The sequence below is a fragment of the Acinetobacter sp. S4400-12 genome, assembly GCF_024129495.1.
In the GTDB taxonomy this organism is placed as follows: Bacteria; Pseudomonadota; Gammaproteobacteria; order Pseudomonadales; family Moraxellaceae; genus Acinetobacter; species Acinetobacter lwoffii_C.
On the sequence record NZ_JAMXYB010000043.1, the window covers coordinates 1 to 17,994 of the forward strand.

Consider the following 17,994-nt stretch of genomic DNA (forward strand, 5'->3'; position numbering starts at 1 on the left):
TTGACTTTGGTCGGTCGGAAGCAAAATGCTAGCTCATCTTGCTTCCTTCCAATAATTTAATCTCTGTTGCACTTCATTTGAGAATCCAAGTTAAATTTATAAATGGCCTGTTTTTAATAATCAAGTTATTAAATACATAGATCAGCACTAAAGGGGTTAAGATGAGAAAGTTTATTATTTTTAATTTTATGTGAGTCAAAAGTGAATACTAATCAAAATCCTGATCGTCCACTTTATATTCCATATGCAGGCAATACTTTACTTGAGTTGCCTCTACTGAATAAAGGGTCAGCTTTTTCAGAAGAAGAGCGTATAAACTTTAACTTGAAGGGGCTTATCCCTCAAGTTATTGAGAGTATTGAAGAACAAAGTCATCGCTCATATCAGCAGTATCGTACCTTCAATGAAGATATTAATAAGCATATTTATCTAAGAAATATTCAAGATACCAATGAAACCCTGTTCTATCATTTAATTGAAAATCATTTAAGTGAAATGATGCCAATTATTTATACCCCGACTGTGGGGGAGGCATGTCAGCGCTTTTCAGATATTTATCGTCGCCATCGCGGTATTTTTATTTCATACCCGGATCGCCATCATATTGATGACATTTTACATAATGTAAACCGGAGAAATGTCAAAGTAATCGTGCTTACAGACGGTGAGCGCATTTTGGGATTAGGTGATCAGGGAATTGGTGGAATGGGAATCCCGATTGGAAAATTATCCTTATATACTGCCTGTGGCGGTATTAGTCCTGCCTACACACTGCCCATTACTTTAGATGTGGGAACCAATAACCAGCAATTATTGAATGATCCGATTTATATGGGCTGGTCTCAACCGCGTATCACCGGGGATGAGTATTTTGAGTTTGTAGATAAAGTGATCCAGGCGATCCAGAGAAGATGGCCGCAAGCACTGATTCAGTTTGAAGATTTTGCCCAGCATAATGCGATGCCTTTGTTAGAAAAATACCGGGATCAGGTATGCTGTTTTAATGATGATATTCAGGGAACGGCTGCTGTAGCAGTTGGAAGCCTGATAGCAGCTTCACATGCATCCAATAAACAGTTAAAAGATCAAACGGTTGCCTTTTTAGGCGCTGGATCGGCCGGTTGTGGTATTGCAGAGCAGATTATTGCCCAGATGGTAGCAGAAGGTCTAACCGATGCCGAGGCAAGAAAACGGGTATTTATGGTTGACCGCTTTGGCCTGATCACAGAAAATCAGCCAAATTTACTGAATTTCCAAAGAAAATTAGCTCAAGATCTGAAAAATATTGCTGGATGGGCGGAGGCTGAACAGACCATATCCTTGCTGGATGTGGTTAAATTTGCCAAACCCACGGTGTTAATCGGGGTTTCTGGGCAGCCCGGCTTATTTAGTAAAGATATTATCACTGCCATGGCGCAGAACTGCGAATCTCCAATTATTTTTCCTTTATCGAATCCAACCTCTCAAGTGGAAGCTGTGCCTGCTGATATTATCCAGTGGACACAGGGCAAGGCACTGATTGCTACCGGTAGTCCATTTGCACCCGTCAATTATCACGAAGAGATTTATCATATCTCTCAATGCAATAATTCTTATATCTTTCCAGGTATAGGGATGGGGGTTATTGCTTCAGGGGCTACACGCGTGACCAATAAAATGCTGATGGCATCAAGTAATGCTCTGGCAGAATGCTCGCCAAAATTAACAGATCCAAAAGCAAATTTACTTCCGGAATTGGATCAGATTCAGCATATTTCGAAAGTGATTGCTTTAAAAGTCGCTCAGGCTGCCATGGAAGAAGGGGTTGCTCCAAAGCTGACTTTGGAAGAGTTGGAGGAAAAAATTAACAGTAATTTCTGGCGTCCTCAATATCGTAAATATCATCGTATTACATTTTAAGGATGAGTAGGTTGTATTAACAACAAGCTTTTAGAAGCTAAAGCTTGAGGAGTGTGGGCTATTAAGAGCAAGTAAGATGCCAGCGTTCCGGAAAATCTTATTTTAATTAAAGAAGGTGAACATACTGTCAGTACATGGTAGTGCCTGGTCAAGGGTGACTTTGCTTTCGCAAAGACTTGAAGAATGCCAAGTGATGGATTGAGGAGTGCTTAAGGTTTTAAGCTGATCCACTCGCTTTGCAGGCCACTACACTTTATTTGCAATCCTGTGTTGTGGAAGTAGGGGATCTTGTACTCGCCCAGTATGTTCGCGTTGAATTATAACCTGAAATCAGAGAGATTTCAGGTTTCGAGCAAGTCAATTTTCCAGTTGCTGGCTTGAATTAAGACGTTTAAATCACGTAGTTTTACACTAATATCATCGGCCTGTTTCTGTAAGGAAGAAACAGGAATGACTTTATGCCATTTGATCTCACGTGTACTGTAACGATCGGGTTCACGAGAACTACTACTGATGGCGGCCGTTAAGACTTTATGACACTCTACCAGCTCATCACGCAAAGTAAGTAAGGCCAGCAAAGAACGACCATCACTTAACTTTGTTAGGGCATTGGTTTGATGAATGGCATACACCAGTTTCTGGGATTCTTGAGTAAGGGCAAATACCTGTTTTAACAACTCATTGGGATCTTCCGAGGGTTCATCCCCATCCTGTACCAGTACATTTGCATTGATACGTTGCTTGAGTGACGCAAGTTTTTTTTGTTGATCACTTCTAAGCAAAAGGGCTTCTGCTAATTTCATTTTTCACCTGTGAATGGTTTTCTTGATTTCATTACTGAGTGGCATGGTTTTTACTTTAGCGCCAAGGATGGATGAGACAAAGCAAAAACTGTAAATCAAAACACGAATAGACCGATGGGCGCTTCTATTCAAAAGAAAAAATCTGGCGTGAGATTCTGAAGTTTATATCGTCAGCATTATATCACTTAGATCAGCATGTGAAGTGCACCACTATGTGATTATAATAACCTGAGTTCGATATAAAAAAAGAGTATAAAAAAGCCCTATATTTGTAACATATTGGTTCTCAAGACAAAATGTTATAAAACAAGGCTTTTCAATGGATCATATTACCGAATTATTTTGTATTTTGGATGATTTCTGCAAAAAAATTAATGAATCTTTAGAAAAAGCTTTAATTTCTGATCAAAAATCCAGGCTGAAAAAGTCAGCTTTAAGCTTGTCTGAAGCAATGACTATTGTCATTTTATTTTATCAATCCGGGTTTAGATTCTTCAAATATTTTATTGCCAAATGATCGTTCCGTTCTGGAAATCTGCTTTTCCTAAACTGCTTAGCTACAACCGATTTATTGAAATCATGCCCCATTGTTTGCAGGCTCTGAGTAGTTTCTTCCATCAAGTAAAAGGAAAAGATACGGGAATCAGTATCATTGACTCCACTAAATTGGTAGTTTGCCATAATCTTCGGATTAAAAGGCATCGTGTATTTAAAGGTTTGGCCGGTCGTGGAAAAAGTAGTACGGGTTGGTTTTATGGTTTTAAATTACACTTGGTCATCAATAATTTAGGTGAAATTATCAACCTCAAACTGACATCGGGAAATGTTCAAGATGTTGCTATATTAGATTCTTTAACTCAAGAATCAAAAGGGGTCCTACTCGGAGACAAAGGCTATTTGAGCAAAGCAAAAGCCGAAGCTTTAGCAGCAAGAGTACTGAAAATATTGACCCCATCACGTCGGAATATGAAAAACAAACCTATCCGAACAGAAGAAGAAAAACAATTGCTTTGCAGAAGAGGATTGATTGAAACAGTGAATGATCAATTAAAAAATTTACATCAAATTGAACATTCACGTCATCGTTCGGCAAATAACTTCATGGTGAATATCATGGCTGCTGTAGTGGCTTATTGTTTGAACCCCAATAAGCCAACTTTCCAAAATATGTTAAAAAGCTAAGTGGATTTCATCGAACTCAGGTTAATTAAGAACAGATACCCAGAAAATGCATCTAAATCTGAGCAAAACTGGGTATGAATTAAAACATACAAAAAGATTATCGGTCTTTTAAATCAAAATATACCATTAACAATTAACCGGAGATGCCATCGCGAACCAGCCCCTATAAGCTTTTGATGATTCCTGTACTGCTGCTGGTGGCGGACAGCAGCAAGGTGTCGCTTTTTCCGGGCCTTACTTAAGGGTTCATCCTGCCTCGTTACTGGCAGATGAGCCAGCCCAAAAATCTGCGCAAACCGCAGCAGACATATTCGAGCTGTTTTGCAAGTACATCGCAAGCGAGACTATGCGGTACTATGGGTAACACATGATCCATGGCTGTCTGTCCCCTTGTGAGCGCACCATCCGGCTGGTCGATGGACGGATGGAAAGCGATACCCGAGCTGAGCCAGTTCAGAAAATAGAGGAGGAATAAATATGTCAAACCTACAGGATCCGCGGGTTTTATTTGCTTTAGAACGCACCGCTCTGGCTTGGAACCGTAGTGGTCTGGCCTTAATTGCTTTTGGTTTCGTGATTGAAAAATCTAATCTCTTGGTTCAGTTGATTGATCCAGTTCACTATCAGCATAAAATTGTTTATACAGAATGGCTAGGGATTGCTGTGATTGTCTTTGGCCTGCTGGTCAATATCGGCTCGATTTTACAATATCGCACAGGTCTCAAATCGCTTAATCCTGCTGAATTTATTGAAGGCTATCAAACCCGGCAGCCGGTCTGGTTGAATTTATTTACCATCTTTACCGGTATCTTACTGATTATTTCCTTCTGGATTCATTAAAAATGTCTTCACCGGATGCGGGCATTAAACGGCGCAATACAACTGATAGAGCGTCTGCATAATCACCAGCACGTTAGGGTCGGAGACCTGATAAAAAATCTGTTTACCTTCACGACGGGTATTCACGATGTTATTTTTGCGCAAGACCGTGAGCTGCTGTGACAGGGTCGGCTGATGAATATCGGTAGATTCCTCGATTTGCTGTACATTCAGCTCGCCATCGACCAGCACACATAAAATTCTCAACCGGTCAGGATTGGACAGGACTTTTAAGCAGTTGGTCACTGTATCTACCTGAGAAAAATCAATTTTGGCATTTTGTGCGATATTCATGGAAATAGCTTGTGCTCCTCTACAGCAGCGTATTTACAGAATAATAGCATAGAAAGCTTGATTAATATCTAATTTTATATAATATAAAAATATATATTGAATTGGTAGGCGTGTTATGCATGATTTTCTGATCGCGTTTCTCGGCGGCTTGATGCTCGGAGTTTCGGTGGTGGGCTATTTATATGTGAATGGCCGTATTGCCGGCATTAGTGGCCTGATTAGCCAGGTATTAAATCCTCAAACCCTGTTTAAAACACCGGCCCTCTGGTTTATGTCGGGCTTGGTGCTTACTCCATTCCTGTACGGATTATTTGTCCAGCCTGATATTGAACTGAATGCCAGCCCACTGATGATGATCATTGCGGGTTTGCTGGTTGGTTTTGGAACGCGATTGGGTTCAGGCTGTACCAGTGGGCATGGGATCTGTGGAATCAGCCGTCTGTCCAGACGTTCTATCATTGCCACACTGACTTTTATGTTTGCTGGTTTTGTGATCGTTTATATCATTCGCCATGTTACAGGAGCATTTTAAAATGAAAAATATCTTGGCCTTTGTTTTTGGTGCCCTGTTCTCTGTTGGATTGATGCTGTCTGGCATGTCCAATCCGGAAAAAGTACTCGATTTTCTGGACGTATTTGGTGACTGGGATGCTAGTCTGGCTTTTGTTATGATGGGTGCAATTGCAGTCGCTTTTATTCCTTTTCAGAAAGCAGTTAGAAGCCAGGCTCCAAAAACTATTTTTAATGAACCGATTGATTTACCGAAAAATCAGCAGATTGATCCTAAACTAATCTCTGGCAGTTTACTCTTCGGTATAGGCTGGGGCATTGCAGGCGTATGTCCGGCACCCAGTTTTACCCTGATTGGTCTGGGACATTATCAGATACTTTATTTTATTGTTGCGATGATGCTGGGTGTATGGATTCATCGTAAATGGGCAGGAGCTTAAATATGTCTAACAGACCCGTCGTCCAGGATTTTTTTCATGAAGATACCAATACCTTCAGTTATGTGGTGAGTGATCCTGCAACGCAAAGCTGCGCCATTATTGATAGCGTGCTGGATTATGATGCCGCTTCGGCCAGTACCGCAACTACGCATGCCGATCAGATTATTGCCTATGTCAGGGCGCATGGATTAAGCGTCGAGTGGATTCTGGAAACCCATGTGCATGCCGATCATCTGACTGCTGCGCAGTATCTGAAAGCAGAGTTGGGCGGCAAGATTGCCATGAGCCAAAAAATTGGCATTGTGCAGGACACCTTTGGGGCCATCTATCATCTGGATATTAAACAGTTCAATGCCCAGCAGCTCTTTGATTACTTATTTAAAGATCATGAGTCGTTCCAGATCGGAACACTGCAAGCCTACAATATTCCGACACCGGGACATACACCGGCCTGTCTGAGCTATGTAATTGGGGATGCAGTCTTTGTGGGGGACACGCTGTTTATGCCGGATTATGGAACCGCACGTTGTGATTTTCCGCGTGGCAGTGCAGAAATACTGTTTGATTCGGTGCAAAGGCTGTATCAGCTTCCAGAAAATACCCGAATGTTTCTGTGCCATGATTATTTGCCTGAAACACGCCAGTCCTATCACTGTGAAACCGATATTCGGACCCAGAAAACCCAGAATATCCATATTCATGAGGGCACGCCTAAGGCTGAATTCGTACAGATGCGTAATCAGCGGGATGCCGGGTTGAGTATGCCCAAGCTGATTCTGCCAGCGATCCAGATCAATATGAAAGCCGGGCAGTTTCCTGAGGTAGAAGCCAATGGCGTGTCTTACTTAAAATTGCCCCTGAACTATTTTAAATAAAGCGGGTAGAGCTGGACGATTATCTGCACTGATGCTCGCACGGCTAAGTGCCTGACTGAAGATTGCCTTATCCCTGCATAAGGCATTTTTTTATTTTTGTTATGGTTGGGCCAGACTATTTTATTGCAGATTTTTCGATAAGAAGCTTTTGCAGCGTACTCAACAGATAGAGATTTTTATTGTCCTGCTTTGATCTGCCCAGTCAACAAGACTAAAAAAAACCCGAATGATGACATTCGGGTGTTTGGAAAATGGATAATTCTTAGGATTTATAGTTTTTAAATTATTTATAAATAGGGGCTGTGCTTAGCCTAAAGTACTTCTGAGCATCCATGCCGTTTTTTCGTGCACATCCAGACGTTGAGTCAGTAAATCAGCAGTTGGCTGGTCATTGACTTCATCTACCACTGAAAATAGCTCTCTGGCGGTACGTGCAGTGGTTTCATGCGCTGTCATCAGATACTTGAGCATCTGCTCTGCGTTAGGCACGCCCTCAATTTCCTGGATCGAAGTCAGTTTGACAAATTCTTTATATGTTCCCGGTGCCGCAAAACCCAGCGCACGAATCCTTTCTGCAATCTGGTCTAGCGCATTCCACTGCTCGGTATATTGCGTCATAAACATAGTATGCAGGCTGTTAAATTGCGGACCGGTCACATTCCAGTGAAAATTGTGTGTCATCAAATATAATGTGTAGCTATCCGCCAGCAGTTTGGATAAGCCTTCTACAATTTTGGCACGGTCAGCTTCGGAGATACCAATATCAATCTTCATGATCTGTGCATCTGTGTTTGAAGAACCCATAATGTGACTCCTTAAAAAAATCTAAATATCTATTTTTATCAACTGTTCACTTTCTTACTGATTTAAGCCCTCAATGGACTGAGTTTGCTTGATCAAAAGCGTCTGAAACCGCTTATCACCACAGGATTAGCACGGGCTGTATAACTTAAGTTACGCCATCCCATAAATTTTATAGGAATGAAGAACTTAAAGTTTAGGTCTTGTGTATAGCCTAAGAGTAAGATTGTAACCGAAGTTATTTTAATATTTTAAATTTAACTAAAACAAAGACTTAATCTCTATGTGAATAACTCCAAACTTGCAGTTTAAGTCGATTTTCTTGCTTGATCTTGGGGTGTATTAAAAAAATAACACAACAACGCCTTTATTAAACAATGCACTACAAAGAGTCATCACTCTGATTTTATAAATACCGTTAAGGTAGGGAGCAAAGGCGAAGTCGATAAGAAAACGATCTAAAGTTTAAGGATACTATCAAAAAAAACTGAGGCTTAGCACAATTGATTCGGCCCAGCAGCGATAGCAGACCTCCAGAATTTTTTATTGAACCCGCCGTCTATTCAACCAGACTCAAGCAAATTTGAGATAGAACCAAGAATACTTTCATTAAACTCGATCTCGGCAAGGAAAAAATCATGAAAATCAAGGCGAACAGCCCAATAGCAGCGACAGGCAGTTTAGATAAGCAAAATACCAATAAGAAAAGTGAGCAACTGGATGTATATCGTAGTGATGCGACAGAACAGACACTCACGACCAATCAGGGGGTGAAAATCTCTGACAATCAGAACAGTCTGAAAGCCGGTGTTCGCGGCGCAACGCTCATGGAAGATTTTATTCTACGTGAGAAAATTACCCATTTCGATCATGAGCGTATCCCGGAGCGGATTGTGCATGCACGTGGTGTTGGAGCGCACGGTTTTTTCGAAGCTTATCCCGGCAATGACAAATGGACTAAGGCCGGATTTTTGACCCGTACTGACGTACAGACACCAGTTTTTGTACGTTTTTCTACGGTACAGGGGCCACGTGGTTCCGCGGATACAGTACGTGATATTCGTGGTTTTGCTACCAAGTTTTATACTGATGAAGGCAATTATGATCTGGTGGCAAATAATGCTCCGGTATTTTTTATTCAGGACGGTATCAAGTTTCCAGACTTTGTACATGCCATGAAGCCGGAACAGCAAACTGAAATACCAACCGGTGCTACGGCCCACGATACCTTCTGGGACTTCGTGTCTCTGGTTCCTGAAACGGCCCATGCGGTGATGTGGGCCATGTCCGACCGGGCAATTCCACGCAGCTTGCGTTCCATGCAGGGTTTTGGCGTGCATACTTTCCGGCTGATTAATGCTGAAAATAAAGCTGTCTTTGTCAAATTCCACTGGACACCGAAGCAGGGCATGACACAGCTGGTCTGGGATGAAGCACAAAAGCTGGCAGGAAAAGACCCGGACTTTCATCGTCGTGACTTGTATGAAGCCATTGCTTCAGGAAACTATCCTGAGTGGGAGCTTGGGGTGCAAATCGTAGCTGAAGAAGATGAAATGAAGTTTGATTTTGACCTGCTGGACCCGACCAAAATCATCCCGGAAGAGTTAGTGCCAGTAACTCCACTTGGCCGTATGGTACTCAACCGTAATGTAGATTATTTCTTCGGCGAGACTGAACAGGTGGCCTTCTGTCCCGGACATGTGGTACCAGGAATTGATTTTACCAACGACCCACTGCTGCAAGCGCGTCTATTTTCTTATACCGATACCCAGTTAAGTCGTCTGGGTGGTCCGAATTTCCACCAGATTCCAATCAACAAGCCAGTCTGCCCATTTCATAATAACCAGCGAGATGGCTTGCATCAGCGTATTGTCTATAGTGGCCAGGCCAATTATGAGCCAAACTCAATTGATAACAACTGGCCAGCCGAAGCAGCGGGCGCGCAGGCTGGTGGCTTTGAAAGCTATCAGGAGCGTATTGACGGTCATAAAATCCGTCAGCGCAGCCCATCTTTTAATGACCACTTTAGTCATGCGCGTATTTTCTACCAAAGCCAGCAGCCGCATGAACAGAAGCATATTGTAGATGCCTATGTGTTTGAGCTGAGTAAAGTCCAGCGTAAGCATATTCAGGAACGTGAAGTACTGGATGTGCTGTGCAATATTGACTTGTCTCTGGCCCAGCAGGTCGCAGACCAGCTAGGTATCGAGATTCCGGCCGAGAAAAAGGCGGCCAAACTGCCAGAGGTGGTGGTTTCCAAGCGCCTGTCTTTTGAGGCTTTTAAACCACAAGACATCAAGGGGCGAAAAATTGCCATTCTGGCTCATGATCAGGCCAATGAAGCCAGTATTAAGGCAGTTCAAGCCTGGGCAGAATCAGAAAGTGCGGTGGCTGATGTCCTTACTCCACGCTCAGGCCCGGTACTTAGCCAGCAGGGTGCAGTCATTCCTTCAGATGGCATGCAAAAAGCAGAACCTTCGATTGCCTACGATGCTGTGGTGATTGTCGATGGCGATAATCATGACATGGTGTTAAAAGATGGGGTCGCCACACACTATCTGCTTGAGGCATATAAGCATCTTAAGCCTGTGGTTTTCCTGGGTGATAAAGACCAGCTGATCGAAGAGCTGCGGTTGAGCCGTGATGAAGGCACTTTGGTAGGTGCACAGTTTGAAAAGGTACAAGATCAATTTAAAACCTTAATCATGAACCATCGTGTGTGGATGCGTGAAGCGATTGCAGAAACTATTCCTGCATAACTTTAAAAGGAATAGAAGCCCCGGCTTCTATTCCTTGTTTCGCAAGGGCTGAGTGAGGGGGTAGAGCAGGATTTATAGGGTTAAACAGAATCATTGAACAATGATTGAGGTGATGCCTGTGTAAAACCCAGCGACAGTGCAGCCCTTTGCTTGTTGGAGAAGATGCTGACCCGATTTCCATTTTGAGGAAGAATCCACATGAACCTCGGTTCAATATTAGAAAAATTTAAACATTCATCTTTAGAACTCGAAGAAAGTATTCACCATACCTTAAAGGAATTGGTACAGTTTTCTGAACAGATTCCTTTACCTGCCTCGGGCGATACCTTAAAACGCTGGCAAATTCTGGCTGAAGTTTCTGCGACCAACTTAAGCCTGGGCAAACTGTTTGAGTCTCATCTGGATGCGCTGGCTATTTTACATGAACTTCATATTCCGGCAGATTCCGGACGGCTCTGGGCAATCTGGGCTGCAGAAGGCGGACCTCAACCGCTGCAACTGGAACAGGGCAAATTAAGTGGAAGCAAGCCTTGGTGCTCAGCCGCAGCCTGGGTAGATTCCGCCTTGGTCACTTGTCGAAATGAACATCATCAGTCGCAGCTCCTGATTCTGGATATGTTGCAACCCGGTATTCATTATCATCAGCAGCATTGGCATGCAGTCGGAATGCAGCATACCGGCACCAGCCGTCTTGAATTGGATCAGGTTGCGGTACAAGCAGTCGCAGCACCGCATGCTTATCTGGAGCGCGCCGGATTCTGGCATGGTGCAGCAGGGGTGGCAGCATGCTGGTATGGGGCCACCGTCGCTGTGGCTCAGTATTTAAAACAGGGCGTATTAAACCGGCCCCATCCTTATACAGCCATGTATTTGGGCGAGGTCAGTCGTGAACTCTTGGCAACGCGTGCCATGTTCCATCAAGTGGCACAGCAGATTGACCAGTATCCTGAACAGTCTCATGAACTGAAGATTCGCAGCCTGCGCGCTCAAGTCGAGGCAAGTGCACTTCATGTGCTGAACACGGTAGGCAAAGCGCTAGGTGCGACGCCGTTTTGTGAAAATGCTCATTTCGCCCGTCTGGTTGCGGATCTTCCGGTGTTTATCAGGCAAAGTCATGCGGCGTTTGATCTGGAGCGTATCGGTGAACTGAGTGCACAGGAGGAGCAGACCTTATGGCAACTCTAGTTCATGAGATCGTAGGAGACCGGGTAATTCACGGAGAGGGGACGCCTAAAGAAGAATGGCTGTCCTGCCCGATCTTGCAGCAGCTTCCTGCATTCGATATTCAGGCCATAGTTCCTATGGGGGCGCGGGTCTGTATTATTGCACCACATCCGGATGATGAAATTCTGGGGTGTGGCGGTCTGATCCAGCGCCTGGATCAGGCCGGGTATCCGGTTACGATTTTTGCAGTGACCAATGGCACTGCCAGTCATCCTGATTCCAGTCTTTATAGCCCGGCGCAACTCGATCAGATTCGGCCACATGAAACACGACAAGCCTTAACAGCACTAAAGTTGCAGCAGAGCGTAGAACGAATTGCACTACAAATTCAGGATGGGGAAGTAATTGAACAGCGTGAACTGCTCAAGCAGCGTCTAAAAGCACAACTACAGCCCCATGATGTACTGGTGACGACCTTTATTCATGACGGACATCCTGATCATGAAGGGACTGCACAGGTAATACAGGATTTGGCGACAGAATTGCAGCGGCCTTGTATACAGGTGCTGATCTGGGCATGGCACTGGGCCCAGCCGGGTGATGCACGGATAAACTGGAACATTGCCCATAAACTTCAGCTTAGTACTACCGAATTAAGTCATAAGCGACGAGCCGCGCAGTGTTTTAAGAGTCAGCTGGAAATGGACCCGACGACCGGACAGCCGCCAATCCTATCCGGTTATGCGCTGCAACGTCTTTTACAACCATGGGAGGTCTATCTGTATGAACAGTAAATTGACCTATCAGCAGGAATATTTCGATCGTCTCTATCGTATTAATCAGGGTGATCCCTGGCACTATGAACAGCGTTGGTATGAACAGCGCAAACGCCAGATTTGTCTGGCCATTTTACCCCAGCCATCTTTTGATTCGGCGATTGAAATTGGTTGTAGCAACGGTGTATTTGCACAGGAGCTGGCGCAGCGCAGTAAGGAGCTGGTCTGTCTGGATGCGCATGCCACGGCGGTTGAGATGGCTCGGCAACGGTTGCGGTCTTATGAACATGTTAATGTACAGCAAGGCATCATCCCGTTGGACTTGCCAAAGCGGAAGTTCCAGCTCATTGTGGTGAGTGAGATTCTATATTATCTGGACCCGCATAGTCTGGAACAGGTACTCCGATGGTTACATGAGGCGCTCGATGCTGGGGGCTGTCTTTTGGCCTGTCATTGGCGCGCCCCGATTGTCGACTTTCATTTTAATGGCGATGTCATCCATGCGTATTTAAAAGAAAACTTGCAATATCGTCAGGTATTACATCTGGAAGAAGCTGATTTTCTGGTCGATCTGTGGGTAAATGCCGCTCAATCCGTGGCAGAGCAAGAGGGCTTGAAATGAAAAAGATCGGTGTGGTCATTCCTGCTTGCAATGAAGAAGCTTATATTGAACACTGTTTATTGGCCTTAAAAACAGCCCAACTTGAATTTTTTCAATCGCTTGAATCAGTGGAAAGTCTATTTGAGATTAAGATTTTAGTCGTCTTAGACACTTGTACCGATCAGACTGCGCAGAAAGTCCAGAAAATGGCGGTTGAAAGCATCCAGTGTGACTTTCAGTGTGTAGGCAAAACCCGTCATTTAGGCATCCAGCAACTCATTGCTCAAGGCTGTGATTGGATCTGCTGCACTGATGCAGACTCTCGAGTGCAGCCGGACTGGTTTAAAGTCATGTTAGAGCATCAACCCACCGAGGTGATTTGCGGAGTAGTCGAGCTGGATGAGTGGGATCATTTGAGCCCAGGAACCCGTGTTAAGTACTTGAGCCATTATCAGGATAGAATGAATCATCACCATGTTCATGGTGCAAATTTATGTTTTAAATCAGATATATATATAAAAAACCAAGGCTTTGAACAGCTGGCTTGCCATGAAGATGTAGAGTTCATTCGGCGTCTGGAACAGGCAAATGTCCAGATCACCTGGTCTAACCGTTTAAGAGTGCTGACCAGTAGTCGTTTGAACTCAAAAGTGACAGAAGGCTTTGCCAGTTTCTTGCAAAATCTAGAGACTCAGGAGGCAGTCGAAAAACCGATCATTGTTTACAAATAAAACAATAAAATTATAAAATTTATACAATCAAACACTTGTAAGAAAATATTAAAAAATCTGTTTTTTGCCTATTTTATTTCATTTCATTTTATATATAATTCACGCAAATTAAGCCCTACCTACTTATACCTCCAAGCTATAAGTAGGTAGGGTTTTTCTATGGATGCTCGGTAATGGATGCCTGAATTTTCTTTGGAACAACATCATGTTAAATCCAACTTTACGTGCTCGACTTCAGTCTCCATCACCCTATCTATGGCAAAAGATTGCAACGGCTTTATGCTTTTTCAGTCTGGGTTTTAGTACGGCAGCGTGGGCACCGCTTATTCCTTATGCCCAGCAGCGTCTTTTTCTGAACCATGCAGATTTCGGCTTATTATTGCTGTGCGCGGGCATTGGTTCAATGCTGGCTATGCCACTGGCGGGGCGTCTGGCAAATAAATTTGGCTGCCGTCCGGTTTTAGCAGTCATTCTTGCAGTATTCCTGTTTATTTTACCGGCTTTGGCAGCCAGTCCAAACACCCTGATTATGGCAATCAGTCTATTTTTCTTTGGTGCCAGTGCTGGTGCGCTGGGGGTAACGGTCAACCTTCAGGCTGCTCAAATTGAAAAATACGTGGGTAAAAGCCTGATGTCTGGTTTCCATGGCGTATGTAGTCTGGGTGGTCTGGCAGGTGTGCTGGGGATGACGACTTTAATGGGATTCGGCCTGCTGCCTTTAATGGGTGCGGTAACTATCAGTATAATTTTACTGCTTATTACCGTGGTCGCTATTCCATTTTGCTTGGGTCGTCCTGCACCAGCAATCAAGGAAGATATAACTGAAACTGCGCATGAAGTAACTAAGAAGTCACGTCCAACCTGGGCCATTCTCGGTATTGGTCTGATCTGTTTCGTGGCTTTTCTTTCCGAAGGGGCGGCCATGGACTGGAGCGGAATTTATTTGGCGACCGAGTTCAGCTTGCCAGCTGCACAAACCGGCTTGGCTTATAGCTTTTTCGCTGCCTTGATGGTGCTGGGGCGTTTTAGCGGACATTTGTTCATTCAGTTTTTAGGTGAGAAAACTACGATTCTGTTGAGTGCATTGCTGGCAGCAACAGGTTTATTCATTGTGGTATTTGCACCTGTCTGGCCTATAGTGCTGGTGGGTTATGCGGTGTTAGGACTGGGCAGTGCCAATATCGTTCCCTTGATGTTTTCACGTGCAGGCCGTCAAAAGACTTTGGCCTCCCACGTGGCGTTGTCTTATGTATCAGTCTTTGCCTATACCGGCTCATTAATTGGACCGGCTCTGGTGGGTTTTGGGAGTGAAATAGTTGGCTTAAGTGTGGTCTTTACTGTGGTGGCCTTCGGCCTGTTAAGTATTGTCATCCTGAACCATCTGACTGCGGATCAACAACTTGTAGAACAGCCAGAAGCAGCTCTGCCTGTACTGGAAAATGAAACACCAGCATAAAGCTGGTGTTTTTTTACGGTGCAGCGATTAGCCATGTACACTGAACTGGGTCGAAATCCCCGCAGCCAGCGGACGGTAAATTCGCAAACTTTGGGCTTTTTTTAGATCGGTCAGGAACTGATCACGCCAGCGCATAATGTCGAAGTTTTTAAGACCTTGCTGCAAATAACGATAACGCTCTATACGTTCTGATTTAGACATCCGTAAGGCTTTTTTTAATGCCTTATTCATGCTGTCATGATCATAAGGATCGACCAGTAAAGCCTCTTTCATCTGCTCGGCAGCACCCGCATATTTGGACAGGATCAGTACGCCCGGATCTTTCGGATCCTGGGCAGCAATATATTCTTTCGCCACCAGATTCATCCCATCACGGATGGAGTTTACCCAGCAAATATCAGCATGTCGGTATAAGTGCATCAGGCTTTCATGACCGAGCGTATTAAAACTGCACTCAAAAGGCAGCCAGTCTGCTGAACCATGTTGCTGATTCAATTGCTCTACAGCTGACTGGAACTGTTGATAGAGGTTTTGATAGGTTTTTACATCCAGCCGGCAAGGGCAGGCAATCTGTAGCTGCTGGAATTGGCCTTTAAACTCCGGTTGATCTTCCAGCAAGCTTTGCAAGGCGCCAATTTTTTCCAGTAAACCTTTACTATAGTCAATTCGGTCAACTGAGATAATAGTTTTATAAGGTTGCGTTTCAGTCAAGTGAAATGGAAGTTCCGTCTGCTGACTGGCTGCCGCCTGTTTCTGAATTTGTACCGGATGCACGCCAATTGGATAACATTTCACATTAATCCGTCTGGATTGATAATTTAGAATCTCATCATTGCGGTGCCCAAGATGCAGCATTTGTTCCAGAAAATGAATACAGTTCATCTGGTCACGCGGGGTTTGAAAGCCGAGCACGTCGTAATTTGCCAGATGATGGGCCAAATCCCGATGAGGAGGAAGCGTCTGCCAGAGTTTCAATTCCGGAAATGGAATATGCAAAAAGAAGCCAATCCGGTTACGCATGCCGAGCTTGCGACAATAATGTGCCACACTGAGAAAATGATAATCATGAATCCAGATGATGTCATGTGGCGAAGCAATCTGTTTCAGGTGTTTGGCAAAACGTAAATTTACCTCTTTATATATCTTGAAATCCTGAGGCTGATAATCTACCAGTTGATGCTGATCATGCATCAGTGGCCACAAGGCATTATTGGCAAAACCACAATAAAATCCCTGATACTGGGACTCAGTCAATGGACTGGTATGATATTCGACATTCTGAAACTTCTGAATCTGAAATTTTTGCTCCTTGACCTGTTCAGTTCTTGAACCGTTCCAGCCTACCCAGATTCCGCCGATATCCTGCAAAGCATCCTGCAATGCGACAGCCAATCCACCAGCTTTCATGTTATCTGGGTTAGGTAGATTCACACGATTTGATAACACGATGAGTTTTGACATGTGATTTCTCCGATAATTGTTGTTCTTGTGCTTTGAGTGATGTTAAAAATATTTCCAGAAAAGCTTGCACTTGGGACACATTTTCTAATCTGTATTGCGCCGCGGTTACTCCGCTGCCGACTTTAATGGAACAGCCCTTCAATGCGTTAATGGCCTGAAAACCGGCTTCGTCGGTCAGGTCATCGCCGATAAAAATGGGATAAGCAGTGGGGGAGTGATATTGCTGCATGATCTGCTGAATGGCTGAGCCTTTGTTCGCACCTTGAGGTACAAGTTCAAAGACATATTTGCCAGGTTTCAGCTCAAACTCTGGAAACTGAGACAGGCAGTTTAAAGCCAGTGTATGTGCCGCCTGCTCCATGTCCGGATGTTCACGAAAATGGAGGGCAACGGAATAGCGTTTAACTTCAATTCTCAGTTGAGCAAGCTGCCGTGCATGAGTTTGAATATAGTCTTTTAATTGTTGAAGCCGTTCTGGATTTAATTGAATTAACGTTTTTAATTCAGACTGATATCTTAATTCCAGGCCATGTGAACCTGCGATATTCCATTTAAATGGATAGATAAGATTTTGCGCCTGTATAATAGAACGGCCAGTAACTAATATAAGGGTGAGGTAGGTTTGTAATTGTTTAAGTAAACCTATAATTTCACTACTAATAATACTTTTTTCTGGATTAGGGTTAAACTCAGAGATTGTTCCATCAATATCAAGAAATAAAACCAAGTCTTGAGAATAAATCTCTGATGGGCAAGCATTTATAATCATATTTGGCGACATATAAAAAGAAGCTTCAGATGAATCTTCTATAACTTGCTCTGAATGCTTGAACATTATAAATCTACCTAAGTAATTGATATAGAGTTAAATAAATATTAAATTTTGACTTGGTTGGTTTTTGATCTTCTAGATTTATAACATATTATTTTTATTGATTCGGTCTTCAATGCAGAAACCAAACACTTTTAGTGTGTATCTTTACTTTGTAAAATTTCGAAATATTTAGGCGATTTAAATATTATATTTTCTGAGTGTATGATTATTTATTTTATTAGAAAAATGTATATTTATGTAATTATAGTAAATAATTAACTGAAACTTTAAAATGCTTTAAATTTTCCTTTAGAATATAAAACACGTTGTGTTTTGAAAATGTTTTAAATTTAACGATTTAAAGTGACTTTTTATTTAAAGTTCTATTTAAGGTTATTGGAGGTAAAATAGAATACCTTGATACAAGCAGATAAAGTTTTCTGACTTTAAATCAGAGTGGCTTTGTTGCACAAACCTAGCCTATAAGGTTTATTCAGTCCTATAATTTCAAAATGAATAAACATACTGCTAAAACTTATCGTACAACCA

The 17,994-nt window shown here is 43.2% G+C and carries 16 protein-coding genes and 2 pseudogenes; 13 read left to right on the forward strand and 5 right to left on the reverse strand.

Annotation, left to right across the window (positions count from 1 at the left end; all coding sequences use genetic code 11):
• Positions 1 to 201 precede the first annotated feature (201 nt).
• Positions 202 to 1,899: an NAD-dependent malic enzyme gene (locus NI461_RS12740; protein WP_151204241.1), complete on the forward strand. Its 1,698-nt coding sequence runs from the start codon at positions 202 to 204 to the stop codon at positions 1,897 to 1,899.
• 341 nt (positions 1,900 to 2,240) lie between these two features.
• Here NI461_RS12740 and NI461_RS12745 read toward each other — a convergent pair whose 3' ends face one another.
• Entirely contained in the window at positions 2,241 to 2,702 is a 462-nt protein-coding gene (locus NI461_RS12745) for a DIP1984 family protein (protein WP_151204242.1), read from the reverse strand.
• Positions 2,703 to 3,021: 319 nt separating this feature from the next.
• On the opposite strand from NI461_RS12745, the pseudogene NI461_RS12750 reads away from it, so the two are divergent.
• The 3 genes and pseudogenes from NI461_RS12750 to NI461_RS12760 all read left to right on the forward strand — a co-directional run bounded on the left by NI461_RS12750 (position 3,022) and on the right by NI461_RS12760 (position 4,724).
• A pseudogene (locus tag NI461_RS12750) lies at positions 3,022 to 3,884 on the forward strand (IS982 family transposase).
• A gap of 199 nt (positions 3,885 to 4,083) precedes the next feature.
• A pseudogene (locus NI461_RS12755) lies at positions 4,084 to 4,359 on the forward strand (ABC transporter ATP-binding protein); the annotation flags it as partial.
• 2 nt (positions 4,360 to 4,361) lie between these two features.
• Positions 4,362 to 4,724, forward strand: a complete 363-nt coding sequence (locus NI461_RS12760) for a DUF202 domain-containing protein (RefSeq protein ID WP_151206512.1) — start codon at positions 4,362 to 4,364, stop codon at positions 4,722 to 4,724.
• A gap of 24 nt (positions 4,725 to 4,748) precedes the next feature.
• On the opposite strand, the gene NI461_RS12765 is transcribed toward NI461_RS12760, so the two are convergent.
• Positions 4,749 to 5,057 (reverse strand): metalloregulator ArsR/SmtB family transcription factor, encoded by a 309-nt coding sequence (locus NI461_RS12765; RefSeq protein WP_151206510.1) that lies wholly within the window; start codon positions 5,055 to 5,057, stop codon positions 4,749 to 4,751.
• Positions 5,058 to 5,172: 115 nt separating this feature from the next.
• On the opposite strand from NI461_RS12765, the gene NI461_RS12770 reads away from it, so the two are divergent.
• From NI461_RS12770 to NI461_RS12780, 3 genes are read left to right on the forward strand one after another with little or no spacing between them, the layout of a single operon-like run.
• Positions 5,173 to 5,589, forward strand: coding sequence for a YeeE/YedE thiosulfate transporter family protein (locus NI461_RS12770; protein ID WP_174659463.1), 417 nt, complete (start codon positions 5,173 to 5,175; stop codon positions 5,587 to 5,589).
• Position 5,590: 1 nt separating this feature from the next.
• Positions 5,591 to 6,007 (forward strand): YeeE/YedE family protein, encoded by a 417-nt coding sequence (locus tag NI461_RS12775; RefSeq protein ID WP_151204253.1) that lies wholly within the window; start codon positions 5,591 to 5,593, stop codon positions 6,005 to 6,007.
• Between the two features lie 2 nt (positions 6,008 to 6,009).
• Complete coding sequence (locus NI461_RS12780) at positions 6,010 to 6,882, forward strand: MBL fold metallo-hydrolase (protein ID WP_253151002.1); 873 nt, start codon at positions 6,010 to 6,012, stop codon at positions 6,880 to 6,882.
• A 306-nt stretch (positions 6,883 to 7,188) separates the two neighbouring features.
• Here the strand turns inward: NI461_RS12780 and NI461_RS12785 are convergent, their stop codons facing one another.
• Complete coding sequence (locus NI461_RS12785) at positions 7,189 to 7,686, reverse strand: Dps family protein (protein WP_253151004.1); 498 nt, start codon at positions 7,684 to 7,686, stop codon at positions 7,189 to 7,191.
• A gap of 635 nt (positions 7,687 to 8,321) precedes the next feature.
• Between NI461_RS12785 and katE the strand changes: the two genes are divergently transcribed.
• The 6 genes from katE (at position 8,322) to NI461_RS12815 (ending at position 15,170) form a co-directional block, all read left to right on the forward strand.
• A complete protein-coding gene (katE, locus tag NI461_RS12790; RefSeq protein WP_253151006.1) occupies positions 8,322 to 10,442 on the forward strand; it encodes a catalase HPII in 2,121 nt (706 codons plus the stop codon).
• A gap of 198 nt (positions 10,443 to 10,640) precedes the next feature.
• The gene (locus NI461_RS12795) at positions 10,641 to 11,627 is read left to right on the forward strand and encodes an acyl-CoA dehydrogenase family protein (protein ID WP_253151008.1); all 987 of its coding nucleotides are present in this window, start codon (positions 10,641 to 10,643) and stop codon (positions 11,625 to 11,627) included.
• Positions 11,615 to 12,400 (forward strand): PIG-L deacetylase family protein, encoded by a 786-nt coding sequence (locus NI461_RS12800; protein WP_253151018.1) that lies wholly within the window; start codon positions 11,615 to 11,617, stop codon positions 12,398 to 12,400. The genes NI461_RS12795 and NI461_RS12800 overlap by 13 nt, the downstream gene beginning before the upstream one ends.
• Positions 12,390 to 13,004 carry a class I SAM-dependent methyltransferase gene (locus tag NI461_RS12805; RefSeq protein WP_253151020.1) on the forward strand — a complete coding sequence of 205 codons (615 nt, stop codon included), beginning with the start codon at positions 12,390 to 12,392 and terminating at the stop codon, positions 13,002 to 13,004. Before NI461_RS12800 ends, NI461_RS12805 begins: the two co-directional genes overlap by 11 nt.
• Complete coding sequence (locus NI461_RS12810; protein ID WP_253151022.1) at positions 13,001 to 13,714, forward strand: glycosyltransferase; 714 nt, start codon at positions 13,001 to 13,003, stop codon at positions 13,712 to 13,714. Before NI461_RS12805 ends, NI461_RS12810 begins: the two co-directional genes overlap by 4 nt.
• 205 nt (positions 13,715 to 13,919) lie before the next feature.
• Positions 13,920 to 15,170 carry an MFS transporter gene (locus NI461_RS12815; protein ID WP_253151032.1) on the forward strand — a complete coding sequence of 417 codons (1,251 nt, stop codon included), beginning with the start codon at positions 13,920 to 13,922 and terminating at the stop codon, positions 15,168 to 15,170.
• A gap of 27 nt (positions 15,171 to 15,197) precedes the next feature.
• Here NI461_RS12815 and NI461_RS12820 read toward each other — a convergent pair whose 3' ends face one another.
• Positions 15,198 to 16,631, reverse strand: coding sequence for a trehalose-6-phosphate synthase (locus NI461_RS12820; protein WP_151204441.1), 1,434 nt, complete (start codon positions 16,629 to 16,631; stop codon positions 15,198 to 15,200).
• Complete coding sequence (gene otsB / locus NI461_RS12825; protein ID WP_253151041.1) at positions 16,588 to 17,466, reverse strand: trehalose-phosphatase; 879 nt, start codon at positions 17,464 to 17,466, stop codon at positions 16,588 to 16,590. Before otsB ends, NI461_RS12820 begins: the two co-directional genes overlap by 44 nt.
• Between the last annotated feature and the right edge of the window lie 528 nt (positions 17,467 to 17,994).